14 protein-coding genes and 4 tRNA genes are annotated in these 16,672 nt (G+C 73.3%); 12 read left to right on the top strand and 6 right to left on the bottom strand.

The window, feature by feature from the left end; all coding sequences use genetic code 11:
- Window positions 1-6 precede the first annotated feature (6 nt).
- Window positions 7-81 (bottom strand) — tRNA-Val (locus tag E5225_RS09005).
- Between the two features lie 361 nt (window positions 82-442).
- Between E5225_RS09005 and E5225_RS09010 the strand changes: the two genes are divergently transcribed.
- The gene (locus E5225_RS09010; protein WP_135972366.1) at window positions 443-871 is read left to right on the top strand and encodes an SsgA family sporulation/cell division regulator; all 429 of its coding nucleotides are present in this window, start codon (window positions 443-445) and stop codon (window positions 869-871) included.
- Between the two features lie 90 nt (window positions 872-961).
- On the opposite strand, the gene E5225_RS09015 is transcribed toward E5225_RS09010, so the two are convergent.
- Together E5225_RS09015 and E5225_RS09020 are read right to left on the bottom strand one after the other, a co-directional pair.
- Window positions 962-1,825 carry an aminotransferase class IV gene (locus E5225_RS09015; protein WP_135972399.1) on the bottom strand — a complete coding sequence of 288 codons (864 nt, stop codon included), beginning with the start codon at window positions 1,823-1,825 and terminating at the stop codon, window positions 962-964.
- Between the two features lie 5 nt (window positions 1,826-1,830).
- Entirely contained in the window at window positions 1,831-2,952 is a 1,122-nt protein-coding gene (locus tag E5225_RS09020; protein ID WP_135972367.1) for a chorismate-binding protein, read from the bottom strand.
- 242 nt (window positions 2,953-3,194) lie between these two features.
- Here E5225_RS09020 and E5225_RS09025 point away from each other — a divergent pair.
- From E5225_RS09025 to E5225_RS09035, 3 genes are all read left to right on the top strand, one after another.
- Window positions 3,195-3,266, top strand: a tRNA-Gly gene (locus tag E5225_RS09025).
- A 52-nt stretch (window positions 3,267-3,318) separates the two neighbouring features.
- Window positions 3,319-3,389: transfer RNA gene (locus E5225_RS09030), tRNA-Cys, on the top strand.
- Between the two features lie 18 nt (window positions 3,390-3,407).
- Window positions 3,408-3,479: transfer RNA gene (locus E5225_RS09035), tRNA-Val, on the top strand.
- 120 nt (window positions 3,480-3,599) lie between these two features.
- Here the strand turns inward: E5225_RS09035 and E5225_RS09040 are convergent.
- Entirely contained in the window at window positions 3,600-4,283 is a 684-nt protein-coding gene (locus tag E5225_RS09040; protein ID WP_135972368.1) for an SDR family NAD(P)-dependent oxidoreductase, read from the bottom strand.
- Between the two features lie 140 nt (window positions 4,284-4,423).
- Here E5225_RS09040 and E5225_RS09045 point away from each other — a divergent pair, with 140 nt between their 5' ends.
- The 7 genes from E5225_RS09045 to E5225_RS09075 all read left to right on the top strand — a co-directional run bounded on the left by E5225_RS09045 (window position 4,424) and on the right by E5225_RS09075 (window position 12,528).
- Window positions 4,424-5,308 carry a helix-turn-helix transcriptional regulator gene (locus E5225_RS09045; RefSeq protein WP_135972369.1) on the top strand — a complete coding sequence of 295 codons (885 nt, stop codon included), beginning with the start codon at window positions 4,424-4,426 and terminating at the stop codon, window positions 5,306-5,308.
- Window positions 5,305-6,042 carry an NADPH-dependent F420 reductase gene (locus E5225_RS09050; protein WP_135972370.1) on the top strand — a complete coding sequence of 246 codons (738 nt, stop codon included), beginning with the start codon at window positions 5,305-5,307 and terminating at the stop codon, window positions 6,040-6,042. The genes E5225_RS09045 and E5225_RS09050 overlap by 4 nt, the downstream gene beginning before the upstream one ends.
- A 295-nt stretch (window positions 6,043-6,337) precedes the next feature.
- Window positions 6,338-7,381: a LacI family DNA-binding transcriptional regulator gene (locus E5225_RS09055; protein ID WP_135972371.1), complete on the top strand. Its 1,044-nt coding sequence runs from the start codon at window positions 6,338-6,340 to the stop codon at window positions 7,379-7,381.
- Window positions 7,382-7,483: 102 nt separating this feature from the next.
- Window positions 7,484-8,743: a sugar ABC transporter substrate-binding protein gene (locus E5225_RS09060; RefSeq protein WP_208012458.1), complete on the top strand. Its 1,260-nt coding sequence runs from the start codon at window positions 7,484-7,486 to the stop codon at window positions 8,741-8,743.
- Window positions 8,744-8,777: 34 nt separating this feature from the next.
- Window positions 8,778-9,767, top strand: coding sequence for a carbohydrate ABC transporter permease (locus tag E5225_RS09065; protein ID WP_135972372.1), 990 nt, complete (start codon window positions 8,778-8,780; stop codon window positions 9,765-9,767).
- A complete protein-coding gene (locus tag E5225_RS09070; protein WP_135972373.1) occupies window positions 9,764-10,582 on the top strand; it encodes a carbohydrate ABC transporter permease in 819 nt (272 codons plus the stop codon). The genes E5225_RS09065 and E5225_RS09070 overlap by 4 nt, the downstream gene beginning before the upstream one ends.
- 8 nt (window positions 10,583-10,590) lie before the next feature.
- Window positions 10,591-12,528 (top strand): glycoside hydrolase family 127 protein, encoded by a 1,938-nt coding sequence (locus E5225_RS09075; protein ID WP_135972374.1) that lies wholly within the window; start codon window positions 10,591-10,593, stop codon window positions 12,526-12,528.
- An 87-nt stretch (window positions 12,529-12,615) separates the two neighbouring features.
- On the opposite strand, the gene E5225_RS09080 is transcribed toward E5225_RS09075, so the two are convergent.
- Window positions 12,616-14,319, bottom strand: a complete 1,704-nt coding sequence (locus E5225_RS09080) for a CBM35 domain-containing protein (protein ID WP_135972375.1) — start codon at window positions 14,317-14,319, stop codon at window positions 12,616-12,618.
- A gap of 239 nt (window positions 14,320-14,558) precedes the next feature.
- The gene (locus E5225_RS09085; protein ID WP_135972376.1) at window positions 14,559-15,122 is read right to left on the bottom strand and encodes a TetR/AcrR family transcriptional regulator; all 564 of its coding nucleotides are present in this window, start codon (window positions 15,120-15,122) and stop codon (window positions 14,559-14,561) included.
- Window positions 15,123-15,182: 60 nt separating this feature from the next.
- On the opposite strand from E5225_RS09085, the gene E5225_RS09090 reads away from it, so the two are divergent.
- A complete protein-coding gene (locus E5225_RS09090) occupies window positions 15,183-16,637 on the top strand; it encodes an MFS transporter (protein WP_243738103.1) in 1,455 nt (484 codons plus the stop codon).
- The last annotated feature ends 35 nt before the right edge of the window (window positions 16,638-16,672 follow it).

A 16,672-nucleotide genomic window follows, 5' to 3' on the forward strand; every position in this document is an offset into this window, starting at 1 on the left:
GCGGGGTGGTGGGCGATACTGGGTTCGAACCAGTGACCTCCTCGGTGTGAACGAGGCGCTCTACCACTGAGCCAATCGCCCGGTGCCGCAGCCCGTGGGCCGCTGCGGTGCACGATGCTAGCCGACGTCCCGGGCAGTTGGCGAAACGCGCCCCGGCTCCCCCGGCCCGCGCCCCACCGGTCGTCGGGTCGCGGCCGCCACGAGCGGACCGCGGAGCGCACCGACGGCGCCGCCCGGCGTGCAGACGACGCCGCGACGGGGCACCCTCTGGTCACCCGGCGGCGACGGCACTAGCCTGCGCGAGGGACGGCGGGGGGAACGCCGCGCCTGCCGCACGCCCGGGCGGGTGAACTGTGCGCACGGACCGGTCCAATCGGGCATGTGGCCTGCCATGATGTGAATTCCCCAGCCCCCCGCGGGCGTCAGTCACCAGGAGGACCCGATGACGGATTCGTCGTACGACGCCGTCGAGGTCGTCGCCATGCAGCTGATCGGGTCCGACGCCACTGTCATCCCGGTGTCCGCGGAGCTGTCGTTCCGTACCGCCGACCCCTACACCGTGCGTGCGGTCTTCACCGGCGCCCACACGATGTCGACGTGGCTGCTCGGCCGCGAGCTCCTCGCGCAGGGTGTGCACGCGACGGCCGACGCGCCCGCGGGCGACGGCGACGTCCAGGTGTGGCGCGACGACGACCCCGACTACACCCTGGTCTCGCTCAGCGGGGTCGAGGGCAGCGCGCTGCTGGCGGCGCCGACCGAGCCGCTCGTGCGGTTCCTCGCCGCGACCGAGTCGCTCGTCCCCACGGGGTCGGAGTCCGACCGCATGGAGAGCGAGATCAGCGCCCTGATCGCCGCGCTGCTGACGGCCTGACGCACGCGCCACCGCCCGACCCACGCACCGAACCACGGCCGGTCCCGCCTCGCGGGGCCGGCCGTCGTCGTCCCCCGTCCCGGGGCGCCCTCAGGGGTCGATGTCCGCAGCCGCACGCTCCTGGAAGACGCGCTGCGCCTCGAGGGAGAGCGGCCCCGGTGCGACGTCCGCGTCGTCGAGCCGGACGACCGGTGACACGTTGCGGATGGACCCCGACAGCGTCAGGTGAGCCCGGCCCGCGGCGACCTCGTCGAGCACGGCCCACGGCAGCTCGTCCGGCGCCGCCTCCCGGACCGGCAGCCCCGCCTCGGCGCCCCACTCGAGCAGGAGCGCCCGCGTGATCCCGGCGAGGCAGCCGGTCTCGAGCGACGGCGTCAGCAGCTCGCCCCCGATCTCGACGACGACGTTCGAGCCGGTCCCCTCGCACAGCAGGCCACGCGTGTTCGCGAGGACGGCCTCGTCCGCGCCCGCGGCGCGCGCACGCGCGAGCGCCACGACGTTCTCGGCGTAGGACGTCGTCTTCAGGCCTGCCACGGCCGACCGCTCGTTGCGCACCCAGGGCACCCGCACGACGCGGGAGGTCTCGGCGCGGCCGGCCGGTCCGGCGACGACCACGACGGTCGGCCGCTGCTCGTCGGAGGGCGCGCGGTTCGAGCCCATCGGCCCGGGCCCGCCCGTCACCGTGATGCGCAGGCGGCCCGCCTCGGCGCCGGCGGCGGCGAGGGTCTCGTCCACCGCCCGCCGGACGACGTCCATCGGCACGGGCGGCAGCCCGAGGCCCTGTGCGGAGCGCTCGAGGCGGGCGAGGTGCCGGGTGAGCGCGAACGCGCGACCGCCGTAGACGGCGCACGTCTCGAAGACGCCGTCCCCCACCGTCAGGCCGTGGTCGACCGCCGTGAGGACGCGGTCGTCGGGTCCGTGCAGGCCGCCGTCGGCCCAGATGACGTGCTCCACGTCACTCATCCTCGCACCGGGACGCCGCCCGCGCGTGGTGGGTGGGCCGCGGACGCGAGGCCCACCAGGCGGGCCGCCTTGAGCTCGGTCTCGTCCCACTCCCGCAGCGGGTCGCTGTGCCACGTGATGCCGGCACCGGTGCCGAACCGCAGCACGTCGTCGGCCCACCAGAACGTCCGGATGCCGACGGCGAGCTCGGCGCGCACGTCACCGTCGTCGCCGACGTGCACCCAGCCGACGACGCCGCAGTACGGGCCCCGGGGCACGGTCTCCAGCGCGTCGATGACGCGCAGCGCCGAGCTCTTGGGGGCTCCCGATACCGACCCCGGCGGGTACGTGGCGTCCAGGACGCGCGCCACGAGGTCGGGCGCGGCGCGCACGTCGTCCGCGAGCGTCCCGGTGACGGTGGAGACGAGGTGGGCCAGGCCCGGGTGGTGCTCGACCTCCAGCAGGCTCGTCACGCGGACGGTGCCCGGCCGGCACACGCGCTGCAGGTCGTTGCGGACGAGGTCGGTGATCATCACGTTCTCGGCGCGGTCCTTGGCGGTGAGCCCGTCGGCCGTGGCCGCCGTGCCCTTGATCGGCGCGGACGTGAGCTCACCGTCGCGCAGGCGCAGGTAGAGCTCGGGCGACGCCGTGACCACCCAGCACGCCGGGTCCGCTCCCCCGCCCGGCACGTGGACGCCGCCGGCGTACGGCGCCGGGTTGCCGGCCTCCAGGCGCGCCGCCAGCGCCCCCGCGTCCGGCCCGGCCGGCCCGGCCGGGAGCGGCGCCGCGAGCACCCGGCAGAGGTTCGCCTGGTAGACGTCCCCCTCGCGGACGTGGTGGCGCACGCGGTCGACGGCCGCGACGTACGCCTCCCGGTCGAGGGACGTGCGCCAGCCGCCGGGCTGCGGGCCCTGCCACGCGGCGGGGTCACCGACGGGCGCGTCGGCCCCGGCACCCGTGACGACCTCCGCGAAGCGCCACGCGTCGACGCGGCCCTCGAACGTGCCGACGACCGCCCACCAGCCCGGTGTCGTGAGCGCAGCCGGGTCCGTGCGGACGTCCGCGTGCTCGACGACGCCGCTCGCCCGGACGCCGGCGAACCAGGCCCGGCCGGGGCGGGGGGCGACGGGCGTGGGCACGGCGTCAACCTACCGAGCGGGGCCGCCCGGGCGGCCGTCCCGTCCGCGCCGCGAGTGCCCGACCTGCGGCGACGCGTCGGTGACCGTGCCGCGGGGATTCGTCCGCCCGCCGTCCGCCCGCCGCGACGGCGTGCCCGGGCACGTGGTCCGCGGCACACGGGAGCCGGTTGGACTCCTGCGTCGAACCTGGTCTAGAGTCTTCGACGCACCCCGGAACGCCGGAAACGGCGGGACGGAGATGTGCGGACGTGGCTCAGTGGTAGAGCATCACCTTGCCAAGGTGAGGGTCGCGGGTTCGAATCCCGTCGTCCGCTCGGAGAATCATCCCCGCCGGCTTTCCGAGCCGTTGTGGACTCCGGTTCCACCGGTGGAGTGGCCGAGAGGCGAGGCAGCGGCCTGCAAAGCCGTATACACGGGTTCGAATCCCGTCTCCACCTCGTAGCAACTCCCCCAAGGGGCGATTGGCGCAGCGGTAGCGCGCTTCCCTGACACGGAAGAGGTCACTGGTTCGATCCCAGTATCGCCCACCCGCAAGGCCCCAGGTCATCGACCTGGGGCCTTCGTCGTACCCGGGGAAGCGCCCGCCGATGCCCCTGGCCGCGGTGGAGCCCGAGGGCGAGGAACCTGCCGCGCACGCGCCAGAGCGCTCACCACGGGAGGAGGCCGTCCTCGTCCGAGAGGGTGCCGGTGGGACCGTCCGGGCCCAGCGTCGCCAGGCGCACGACGACCCGGGCGCTCTCCGCCGCCGGGCGCCCGATGCCGAAGGCGGCGGTCATGTCGGTCGCCGTGGTGCCCGGCTCGACGGCGTTGAACCGGATGCCGGGCTCGGCCTTGGCGTACTGCACCGTCAGCATGGTGGCCGCCGCCTTGGACGCGGAGTACAGCGCGAGCGACAGGTCGAACTCCGGCCGCTCGGGGTTGGTCACCGCCCAGAACGAGCCGGCGCTGCTCGAGATGGTGACGACGTTGGCGTTCTGCGACCGACGCAGCAGGGGCAGCGCCGCCTGCGTGACGCGCACGATCCCCACGGCGTTCGTCTCGAAGGACCTCGACGCCGCGGGCCCGTCGAGCCCCGTCTCCAGGACGCCCGCGCTGTGCACCAGCACGTCCAGCCTCCCCTCGGCCGCGTCGATCGCCGCCAGGGCGCTGGTCACGGAGGCGTCGTCGGTGACGTCCAGCTGCACGGTGCGGGCGCCGAGCACCGCGGCGGCGGCCTCCCCCCGCGCGGCGTCGCGCGCGCCGACGTACACGACGTGCCCCGCTGCCACGAGCTGGCGGGCGGTCTCGAACCCGATGCCCTTGTTGGCCCCGGTGATCAGTGCGACGGTCATGTCGTCCCTCTCGACTCGATCGGCCCGGTCGGGCCGTCGAGGACGCTAGGAGCGGCGCTCCCGCCCACCCAGGGCCCTGCGCAGCCGGGGGTGTGACGGGACCCCCGCTGACCGGTGGGCAGGGGCCTACGCTCGCCCCCGTGAGTGAGTCGACGAACGCGCTCGGGGCGTTCCTGCGGGCCCGGCGGGAGCTGGTGACGCCCGCGCAGGCGGGCATCCCCGACGTGGGTGTGCGGCGTGTGCCGGGGCTGCGCCGGGAGGAGGTCGCGATGCTCGCCGGCATCAGCGCCGACTACTACCTACGGCTCGAGCGGGGCCGTGACCGCCGTCCCTCGGTCCAGGTGCTCGAGTCCATCGCCCGTGTGCTCCAGCTCGACGACGACCACGTCGCCCACCTGCTGACGCTGGTCGCCGAGCTCCCCCGGCACCGGCGGCGCCGGCCGCGGACCCAGACGCCGCCCGCGGGGGCACTCAAGCTCCTGGACTCGCTGGCGCAGCCCGCCTTCATCGAGGACCGGCACTTCGACATCCTCGCCGCGAACGCCATGGCCACGGCGCTCTCGCCGCGCCTCGCCGTCGGAGGCAACCAGCTGCGGGACCTGTTCGTGGACCCGGCCGAGCAGGCGCTGCACGTGGAGTGGGAGGGCGTCACGGAGTGTTTCGTCGCCAACCTGCGGCAGGCGGTGGGGACCGACGTGGACGACCCCCGCTTCATCGAGCTGACGGGCGAGCTGTCGCTGGCGAGCCCCCGGTTCCGCGAGCTGTGGGCCCGCCACGAGGTGCGCGGGCAGCGGGGCACTCCCCTGCGGTTCGACCACCCCCAGGTCGGGGAGATGACCCTCAACCGCGAGCGGTTGACCATCAACGGCACCGACGGCCTGATGCTCGTCGTCTACCACCCCGACGCCGCGTCCGCCGATGCGCAGAAGCTCGCCCTCCTGGCCTCCGCCGCCCTGCCCACCGCGAGCCGCGACCGCGACGTGGCGAGCGCGCCGTCGACCACGACGCGAGGAGCAGCGCTGTGACGACCATCGGCATCCTCGGTGCCGGCCAGGCAGGGAGCACCCTCGCCCGGGCGTCGATCGCGGCCGGGTACGACGTCGTGATCGCGAACTCCCGCGGACCGGAGACCCTCGGCGGCCTGCTCGACGAGCTGGGCCCGCGGGCGCGCGCCGCGCACGTGGCGGAGGCGGCGGCGGAGGCCGACTTCGCGGTCACCGCGTTCCCGTACGCGCCCCACGCCCGGCTACCGGTCGAGGAGCTCCGGGGAAAGGTCGTGCTCGACAACAACAACTACATGGCCTGGCGCGACGGGAACATCCCCGACGTCGACCTCGGGCGCACGACGATCCACGAGCTGCGTCAGGAGCAGCTGCCGACGTCGAAGCTCGTGAAGGCGTTCACCCACATCCAGTTCCACGGACGTCACCCCGTCCGGGTCCCGGGCGACCGGATGCCCGCCCTGCTCCGGCTGGCCAGGCCGGCCGGCGCCCCCGATCGCACGGCGCTGGTCGTCTCGAGCAACTTCCCGGACGCCGTCGAGCTCGTGACCCGCTACTACGACGACCTGGGTTTCGACGCCGTGGACAACAGCCCGCTCAGCGAGTCATGGCGAAGCGCCCCCGGAACGCCGATGTGGCGCCATCACGTCGACGGGCAGACCCGGGAGGAGCTCGTCGAGAACCTGCGGCGCGCGGAGCGGGTCGTCGGCCCGTCACGTCGAGGCGCACCCGGGGCGGCACGGCACGACGTCCGCTAGGCCGAGGTCGACCGGCCCACCTCGACGGCGTCGGGCGTGGCCGCGTCGGTGCGAGGGGGTCCCGGCGGCGTGGCGGCCGTCGGTTCGCGAGCGTCATTGCGGCGGGTCTCCGGATCCGTGCCATCCGAGGTTCCTCGTCTCGGCGACCGGCGGCCGAGCGCGCACGATCGAATCGGTTCGCCTCGGTGCGGGCCACCCGGACGTGCGATATGTCTGGATTCTGCGGATGTTCGCTGCTACCTTCGAACCGGTTCGACACCCGACACCGTGGTCGGGCGGTTCGAGAGGAGGCGCAGTGGCCACCATCGGTGACGTCGCGAAGCTCGCGGGGGTCTCCCGCAGCACCGCGTCGTACGCACTCTCGGGCAAGCGCGCGATCTCGGACGAGGTCCGGGACCGCGTCTACGCCGCCGTGCGCCAGCTCGGGTACACGCCCAACGCCGGCGCCCGCGCGCTCGCGACGTCGCAGACGATGGTGATCGGGCTGCTCGCCCAGTTCCTGCCCGACGAGTTCGCGCCCGCCATGCTGCAGTACATCCTCGGGGTCTCCGACAGTGCCCGGGAGCTCGGCTACGACATCCTGCTGGTCACGGAGGAGGACGGGACCCGGGCGCTGAAGCGGATCACGGACTCGCGCGCCGTCGACGGCGTGGTCCTCCTCAACGTCGCCGAGGACGACGAGCGGCTCCCGATCCTGCGCGAGGCGGCCCAGCCCGGTGCGCTCGTCGGGCTGCCGGCGGACTGCGCCGGCGTGGACGTCTTCGACCTCGACTTCGAGGAAGCGGGCCGCATGATGGTCGAGCACCTCGTGCGACTGGGCCACCGCGAGCTGGTGCTGGTCTCGCAGCCCGAGCACGTCGTGCAGCGCGGCGGGGCCTACGTCTGGCGCCTGCAGAACGCCGCTCTGGAGGCCGCTGCGCTGCGCGGCGTCGTCCTGCACACGTACTTCGGCGCCTCGCGGCAGCCCGAGATCGGGCGCCAGCTGACGCAGCTCCTCGACGCGCACCCGACCGCGACGGGTCTGCTGCTGAACAACGAGGCGGCAGCCGCCGCGCTGCCGTCGGTGCTGAGCGGGCGCGGCCTGCGCGCGCCCGAGGACCTGTCCGTCGTCGGACGCTACTCCGACGAGTTCGCGCGCACGTTCTCCCTGCCCTACTCGTCGATCGAGAGCGCGCCCGACCGCCTCGGCCGCATGGCCGTGCGCACGCTGGTGGACCGGATCGAGCGACGGGCCGGTGGCCCGCACGTGGTCCGGTTCATCTCGCCGGACTTCGCCGAGCGGCACAGCACGGCCCCGCCACGGGCGGCAGGGTCGCCGGCGCCGCGCCGGGACCACTGACACCTCGGTCGGTGGCGCGCCGCCGAGCCGCCACCACGTCGTCGTCGACGACCGCACCGGGCACCCCCTGTCCGGCTGTTCCGCGATTCAAGGAGGAATCACGTGAAGCGAATCTCCCTGCCGGTGCGCGTCCTCGGCGTCGCCGGCGCCCTCGCGCTCGGCCTGGCGTCCTGCTCGTCCGGCGGTGCCGGCGGTGACGAGACCGGGTCGGGTGCCGGCGGCGGCACGTACACCTGGTGGGACCCGTACCCCCAGCACGAGGACGGCTCCGAGTGGGCGAACCGCGTCCAGGCGTGCGGCGACGAGGCCGGGGTCACCATCGAGCGGACGGCGTACGACACCACGGCGCTGACCAACCAGGCGCTGCTCTCGGCCCAGGAGGGCACGTCACCCGACATCATCCTCATCGACAACCCGGCCGTCTCCACGCTCGCCGACACCGGCATGCTCAGCACGATGGAGGAGCTCGGGTTCGACACCGAGGGGATCGACGCGAACCTGCTCGCCGCCGGCGTCGTCGACGGCTCGACCTACGGCATCCCGATCGGCGCCAACACGCTCGCGCTCTACTACAACAAGGCGATCCTGGACGCGGCCGGCGTCGACCCCGCCACCGTCACCGACTGGGCGAGCCTCGAGGACGCGCTGGCGAGGGTGAGCGCGACCGGGAGCAAGGGCATCACGTTCGCGGGCATCGGGACCGAGGAGGGCTCGTTCCAGTTCCTGCCCTGGTTCTGGGGGGCCGGCGCCGACCTGCGTGACCTCGACTCGCCGGAGGCGGTGGCGGCCCTGACGCTGTGGACGTCGTGGCTCGAGCAGGGGTACGCGCAGCAGTCGGCGATCAACAACTCCCAGAACACGACCTGGGAGGAGTTCCTGACGGGCACCTTCGCGTTCGCCGAGAACGGGACCTGGCAGGTCGACAGCGCCGCGGAGGCCGACTTCGAGACCGGCTACATCCAGATCCCGGCCCAGGACGGCGGGGGCGCACCGGCGCCCACCGGCGGCGAGTTCATCGTGGCCCCCGTGCAGACGAGCACGGACCGCTACGAGGTGACCACCCAGATCGTCGAGTGCATGACGACGCCCGAGGGCATGGTCGAGACCGCCGAGACCTTCGCGTACTACGTGCCGCCGACGCAGGAGGGCCAGGCCGTGCTGGTCGAGGCGCACCCCGAGCTCGAGACGTGGGTGGAGGCCGTCCGTGCCGCGAAGGGCCGCACCTCCGACGACCTCGGGACGGACTACCCCCTGGTCTCCGAGCAGCTGTGGACCGCGGTGCAGCAGGCCCTGTCGGGGGCCGCGACGCCCCAGGAGGCCCTCACCGACGCGCAGGCGGCCGCCGAGTCCGCGACCAGCTGACCCTCCCGTCCCAGCTCCCCCGGGTGACCACGTCATGACCTCCACCCCGACGACCGTCGGGCGGGCCGGCGTGACCGGAGGGGCGTCCGGTGCAGTACCGGCCGGCGCCCCTCCGGTCCACCGCGCGCGCCGGCCGCGACGGACCTCGACCTCGTGGGCAGCGCTCGCGTTCGCCGCGCCGCTCCTGGTCTACCTCGCGGTGTTCTACGCGTTCCCGCTGTACCGCAACGTCGAGCTCAGCCTGCACGACTACACGGTCCGCGCGTTCGTCCGCGGCGACGCCGAGTTCGTCGGTCTGGACGTCTTCCGGGAGGTCGTGACGTCGTCGACGTTCCCGGTCGCGGTCCGCAACACCGCGATCTTCGTCGTCGTCTCGCTCGTGCTCCAGTACACGATCGGGCTGGCGCTCGCGGTGTTCTTCCGGGGCACCTTCCGGCTGTCCGCGGTCCTGCGCGCGATGTTCCTCGTCCCGTGGCTCCTGCCGCTCATCGTGTCCGCGTCCACGTGGGCCTGGATGCTCAACAGCGACAACGGGATCGTGAACGCGGCGCTCGGTGCCTTCGGCGTGGATCAGGTCAACTGGCTGACGTCGCCCGACCTCGCCATCTGGGCCGTCACGATCGCCAACGTCTGGCTCGGCATACCGTTCAACCTGGTCGTCCTGTACTCGGGGCTGCAGAACCTGCCCGGCGACGTGTACGAGGCGGCGTCGCTGGACGGCGCCGGTGCCTGGCACACCTTCCGGCGCATCACGTTCCCGCTGCTGCGTCCGGTCTCCGCGATCACGCTGCTGCTCGGGTTCATCTACACGCTCAAGGTCGTCGACGTGATCTGGGTGATGACCACCGGCGGTCCCGCCACCTCCTCGACGACGCTCGCCGTGTGGTCCTACCGCGAGGCGTTCGGGACCGGGCAGCCGGACTTCTCCCCCGCCGCAGCGGTCGGCACCCTCCTCATCCTCGTCGCCGTCGTCATCGGCTTCCTGTACCTGCACCTCCAGCGCCGCGAGGAGACGAGCTCATGACCGCGCGCCGCAGCCGGTGGAGGACCGCGATCGGCGTCGTCCTCACCGCCGTCATGCTCTTCCCGGTCTACTGGATGGTGAACGTCTCGCTCACCCCGACGAGCGCCCTGCGGCTCGACCCGCCGCGGCTGTTCCCGGTCGCCCCCACGCTCGAGGGGTACCGGGCGGTCCTGCAGCAGCAGCTCCCTGCGCTCGGCACGAGCCTGCTCGTGGGGCTCGGCTGCGTCGCCGTGACCCTGCTCGTCGCCGCGCCCGCGGGGTACGCGATCGCGCTCCTGCGACTGCGCGGTCGCGGTCCCCTGAACTTCCTCCTGCTCGTGGCGCAGATGATCCCGGCCGTCGTCATGGCGATGGGGTTCTACGCGATCTACGTGCGGCTCGGCCTGCTCAACAGCCTCCCGGGCCTCATCGTCGCCGACTCGACGGTCGCCGTGCCCTTCGGGGTGCTGCTGTTCTCGGCGTTCATGTCGGGGATCCCGAGGGAGCTGGTGCAGGCTGCGACCATCGACGGCGCGGGCGTCTGGCGCGTGTTCCGGTCGATCGTGCTGCCGATGAGCCGCAACTCCGTCCTGACCGTGTCGCTGTTCGCGTTCCTGTGGGCCTGGTCCGACTTCATCTTCGCCTCCACCCTGAACCGCAACGGCGAGCTCGTGCCGATCACGCTGAGCATCTACACGTACATCGGCAACAACACCACCCAGTGGAACGCGATCATGGCCACCGCCGTCATCGCGTCGATCCCCGCGGCGATCCTCCTGGTCGTCGCCCAGCGCTACGTGGCCGCCGGCGTGACCGCCGGAGCCGTGAAGGACTGACAGCGACCATGACGACAGCCGCGCCGCCCCTCGGCCCCGACCGACGAGCGGCCGCACCGGTGGTGCCGGGTGCCGGCACCCGCCGGGGCGTCGCCCTCCCCGAGGTCGCGCTCCGCGCCGGGTTCTGGCAGCGCCTGCAGGACGTGAACGCGAACGCCACGCTCGACCACTGCCTCCACTGGATGGAGCGCCTCGGGTGGCTCACCAACTTCGACCGCGTGGCCCACGGGACGACCGGTGGCGAACGGCCGGGGTGGCAGTTCTCGGACTCCGAGGTCTACAAGCTGATCGAGGCGCTGGCGTGGGAGCACGGCCGGACCGGCGACCCGGGCGCGGACCGGCTGGTCCGCGCGCTCACGGCCCGGGTGGCAGCGGCGCAGGACGAGGACGGCTACCTGAACACGTGCTACGGCCACGCGGGGCAGGCACCGCGCTACCGCGACCTCGAGAGCGGCCACGAGCTCTACTGCACGGGACACCTCCTGCAGGCCGCCGTCGCCCGGCTCAGGACGCACGGTCCCGACCTCCTGGTCGAGGTCGCGCACCGGGCGGCCGACGAGGTGTGCCGGACCTTCGGCGCCGAGGGTCTGGACGCCGTCTGCGGCCACCCGCAGATCGAGCTCGGGCTCGCCGAGCTCGGTCGCGCGCTGGGCGAGCCGCGGTACACGGACCAGGCCCGGCTGTTCGTCGAGCGACGGGGGCACGGCCGGCTGCGACCGCTGCCGCTGCTCGCCCCCTCCTACTTCCAGGACGACGTCCCGGTCCGGAGCGCGGAGTACTGGCGCGGGCACGCGGTGCGGGCGCTCTACCTGACGGCCGCGGCCGTCGACGTCGCCGTCGACACGGGCGACCACGAGCTCCTGGACGCGGTGGAGCGGCAGTGGGACCGCTCGGTCGAGCGGCGCACGTACATCACCGGCGGCATGGGCTCGCGCCACCAGGACGAGGGCTTCGGGGAGGACTGGGAGCTCCCGCCCGACCGCGCGTACTGCGAGACGTGCGCCGGTGTCGCATCGGTCATGGTCTCCTGGCGCCTGTACCTGGCCACGGGCGACGTGAAGTACGCCGATCTCATGGAGCGCACCTTCTACAACGTCGTCGCGACGTCGCCGCGGGAGGACGGCCGCGCCTTCTTCTACGCCAACCCGCTGCAGCAACGGGTCGCCGGGACGGACGTCCCGGCCGACGCGGAGAACCCGCGCGCCGAGGGCGGCGTCCGTGCCCCGTGGTTCGACGTCTCGTGCTGCCCCACGAACGTCGCGCGCACGCTCGCGTCGTGGACCGCGTACCTCGCGTCCGTCGACGGCACCGAGGTGACGCTGCTGCAGTACGCGTCCGGGGTGCTGTCGCTCGACCTCGCCGACGGCAGCCGCGTGGTCCTCGACGTCGAGACCTCCTACCCGCACGCGGGGACCGTGGCGGTGCGCGTCGTCGAGGGCCCGGACGTGCCGGTCGACCTGCGCCTGCGCGTGCCGGCGTGGGCGTCCGGCGCGATGGTCCGGCGGGGAGGCGTCGCGTCCGCGGTCGAGCCCGGCTGGACGACCCTGGACGGGGTCCGCGCCGGCGAGCGGGTGGATCTGGTGCTCCCGGTGGGTCCCCGCCTCACCTGGCCCGATCCGCGCATCGACGCGGTGCGCGGGTGCGTGGCGGTGGAGCAAGGGCCCGTCGTGCTGTGCGTCCAGGACACGGACGTGCCGGAGTGGCTCGACCTCGACCTGCTCGTGCTCGAGCCGGCGGCGCCGCTCGTCGGGGACGGCGACGGCGCCCTCGTCACCGTGCGCCCCGTGCGCACGCCCGAGCGCGGCCGCACCTACCGCAGCGCCCGCCCGGACCTCGAGCCCGGTGAGGCCGTCCGGGTGCGGTTCGGCCCGTACCACGCGTGGGCGAAGGAGCCGACGACCATGCGGGTCTTCGTACCGGTCGCCCCGGCGCGGGACACCGACTGACCGGCGCAGCACCTCCGGGCGCGGACGCGGCCCCGTGGAGCTCACGCTCCGCGGGGCCGCGCCGCGCCGCCCGGGCGCCGCCGCGCGTCAGCGCAGCGTGATGCTGTCCAGCTCGGCGTAGCCCACGCCGCCGCCGAAGGACGGCGCCCCCTTCGCGAGCCGGATGACGTTGTAGCCCGCGCGCAGCTGCACCGTGACGTTCGCCGTGGCGAACTGTGCCCACCCGGCCGTCGGGGCGTACGACACCGTGCTGAACGCGCCGCCGTTGTAGGCCAGGCCGTGCGTCGACGTGGCACCCGTGCCGTTGGCGTAGCGGACCGCCATCGTGTAGCTGCGTGCCGTGGGCACGTTCACCACGAAGTCGACGAAGCTGTGCGAGCGCATGTCCGCCACCCCGTCGATGCCGCCGACGTACGCCCCGTTGGACGCCGCGGAGGACGTGCGCGTGGCCGCGTTCACCACGGTCGCGTTCTCGGCCTCGTACACCTGCTGCCACGAGGTCGTCGGACCGGCCGCCGGCGTCACGAGCACCTGGTAGACGCCCTCGGCCGTCATGCCGTTCACCGGCACGGTGACCGACCCGTTCGTCACCGGCACGGTCGAGCTCGACAGCACGGTGGGTGCCGCGACCGCGGTGCCGCGACCGGTGCCCGGGGTCGACGACACGGTGACCCGGACCGACGACCCGAAGGCCCCCAGGCCCGTCAGCCGCACGGCGTTGTTGCCGCTGTCACCGCCGAGCACCACGTTGACGATCCGCCGCGTGGAGTCGTAGGACGCCACGCCGTCCAGCCAGCTCTGCGGGACGTTCCGGACGATGTTGCCCGCCATGTCGCCGTACCACCGGTACGCCCAGTAGGACGCAGTCGGCCGGCCGGACGTCGTGAACAGCCCGTTGAACGTGCCGGCCTCGAACCAGTAGGCGCGGTGGGCGTCACGTGCGCCGTGCCGCTCGAGTACCGCCATCCAGTGCAGCGCCACGCTCGGGATGTCCATCTGCCTGAGCGAGTTGTACTCGTTGATCGAGATCTGCCGCGGCGAGATGCCGAGCGACCGCTCGAGGGCACGGTAGTCCGCCACGTGGGCGGCGAAGTCGTTCCACCCCATGTCGCCGAGCTCGTGCCAGACGATCACGTCCGGGACGGTGCCGGTGTCCCGCGCGTGGGTGAGGAACGCACGCATCCGGGCGGGGTCGTACCAGGACCAGCTCGGCCCGACGATCGGCGTCACCGGGTCGAGCGACCGCACGAGACGGAAGGTCCTCGTCCAGCCGTCGTGGAACGACCCCGCAGCGGCGGTCTCCCACGTCCAGTCCGGCTCGTTCCAGAGCTCCCAGCCCATGATGTTCGTGGTGGTGGTGGCGGCCAGGCGCGCCCGCACCATGGTCCGCACCTTCTGCTCCCAGTCCGGCCAGCCCGCCCAGCGGTAGGGGAACGTCGGGTAGATGTCGGGCATCCGGATGAGCTGCTGCCCGCCGGCGCGCGTGATGTTCCCCGCGACGGAGAGCGCGTCGCAGCAGGGCTGGGTGGCGCCGTTCCCCAGGTGCGTCGTACCGGGTGGCGGCTGCGTGAAGCCGTTCACGCTCAGCGGGAGCAGCTGGTCGGTCGTCGGCCGGCTGTCGCTGCCGACTGCGTACAGGCCCCCGGCGGCCACGTGCGTCACCGGGCGCACGACGGTGCCCACGTCCACCGTGAGCGTGTTGCCCGCGGCCGTGGCCGGGCCCGCGGGCACGAGCAGGGCGGCCACCGCGAGGGCGGCGGCGCTGAGAACTGCGGTCGTCTGTCGTCGCACTGCGTCTCCCTGAAGAATCGTCCTGCTCGTCGTCGAGCAGCGAGGAATCGCACTGCGCACGGGGTACCACCGCACGCACGGGAATGACGGCACGTCGGTGTGCACGCCATTGACGGGCCCGTGGGACAAGGATGTCGAACCGGTTCGGCGACGGGCGTAGATCGGAACCTAGAATCGAACGCCGTCACATGCAAGGCCCCTTCTTCTCCGTTCGCGCGCCCGCTCGGAGGGCCCCGTGCTCAGGTCGCGCGGCTCGGCCGGAGCTGGGTCGCCAGGTGCAGCACGAGGTCGCGTCGGCGCGCACGGGCCGGGTCGCCGGTCCGCGCCGGGACGGATACCGCGTCCTCCGGTGCGCACAGGCTGATGAGGACGACGAACACGTCCTCCGGGGTCCAGCGCGGGTCGATCCCGCCTGCGGCGGCGATCTCCCGCACGCGTCGCAGCGGGTCCGTCCCGGACGTGGAGATGAGCTCGCGGAGGTCGTCCTCGATCTCGAGCCGGGCCCAGGTGAGGATGCGCGGGTTGTGGGGGTCGCGGGAGATGTGGTCGAACATCCGACCGGCGAGCGTGACGAGGTCGTCCGCGTCGTCGCCGATGGCCGCGTCCAGGTTGGCGACCGCGTCGAGGACGCACGCCCGGAACAGGCCGGCCTTGTCGGAGTAGTAGGCGTAGATGCGCTGGACGTTGGCGCCCGCCGCCTTCGCGATGCGGTCGACGCGCGCCCCCGCGAGCCCGTAGGCCGCGAACTCGACGTGCGCAGCGTCACGGATGTTGGCCCGCGTCCGGGCACCGTCGTCACGCATGTCCGCACGGTAGCGTGCACAAGCCAAATGCCTGCTTGCCCACCGTGAAGGATGCACCACGTGACCCTGCAGTCCCCGCCGTCCCCGACCGGCACCGAGGCGCCCACCGCGAAGCACCGGTGGTGGATCCTCCTGGTCGTCGCGCTCACCCAGCTCGTCGTCGTCCTCGACGGCACCATCGTCAACATCGCGCTCCCCCAGGCACAGCAGTCGATCGGTCTGTCCGACCTCGAGCGTCAGTGGGTCGTCACGGCGTACGCCCTGTGCTTCGGGGCGCTCCTCCTGCTCGGCGGTCGGATCGCCGACTACTGGGGCCGCAAGCGCACGTTCCTGGTCGGGATGATCGGCTTCGGCATCGCCTCCGGCTACGGCGGTCTCGTCGACAGCGGGGCCGAGCTGATCGTCGCCCGCGGCCTCCAGGGCGTCTTCGCCGCGCTCATGGCGCCGGCCGCGCTGGCCATCCTCACCACCACCTTCCCCGGCGGCAAGGACCGCATCACGGCGTTCGCGGTCTTCGGCAGCATCGCCGGTGCGGGCGCCGGCGTCGGGCTCGTCCTCGGCGGCGTGCTCACCGAGTTCGCCAGCTGGCGCTGGTGCCTGCTCGTGAACGTCCCGATCGTCGCGGTCGCCGTCGTCGCCGGTGCCTTCCTGCTCACCGAGTCGCGCGCCGACGGGGACAAGACGTACGACTGGATCGGCGCGGTCCTCGTCGTCCTGGGCCTCGGCTCGCTCGTCTACGGCTTCACGCGGGCCGAGCACGGCTGGGGGCACGCCGACGTCATCGGCTTCATCGGCGGCGGGGTGGCCCTGCTCGCCCTGTTCGTCCTCAGCCAGACGAGGGTCGCGCACCCGCTCCTGCCGTTGCGGGTCGTCCGGCACCGGGTCCGCGCGGGCGCGCTCCTCCTCCAGGCGGTGGCCGGGAGCGTCATGATCGGCGCGATGCTGTACGTGACCCTCCACCTGCAGATCGTGCTCGCGTTCAGCCCGCTGCAGGCCGGGCTCGCCTCGCTCCCCCTCACGGTGGTCATCGGCGTCGTCGCCCCGCTCCTCGCCCGCTTCCTCCCGGTGACCGGGCCGCGCGTCATCATGATCCTCGGCCCGCTCCTCGGCGCCGCTGCGATGCTCTACCTGAGCCGGCTCACCGCCGACGGGTCCTACGTCGTGCAGGTCCTGCCCGCGCTCGTCCTGCTGGGCGTCGGCATGGCGATGATGTTCGTCCCGATGCAGAACCTCGCCCTGGTCGGGGTCGAGCCGCACGACGCCGGCGTCGCCAGCGCCGCGACCAACGCCGCCATGCAGATCGGCGGGTCGATCGGCCTCGCCGTGTTCACCGCGGTCTACGCGGCGGCCGGCGGCGACGGCAGGACCCCGGACGCGCTCGTGGACGGGTACTCCGCCGCGTTCGTCGCGACCGCCGTCGCGCTGCTCGTCGGCATGGTCGTCGCCGTCGTGTGCATCCGGGGCACGAAGGACGAGCTCATGCCCCCGGGCGACGGCATCGTCCACACGGGCTGACCGCCCGTCACCGCAGGTCGGGGAGCCGTTCCGGG

The organism is Cellulomonas shaoxiangyii (assembly GCF_004798685.1).
Lineage (GTDB): Bacteria > Actinomycetota > Actinomycetes > Actinomycetales > Cellulomonadaceae > Cellulomonas > Cellulomonas shaoxiangyii.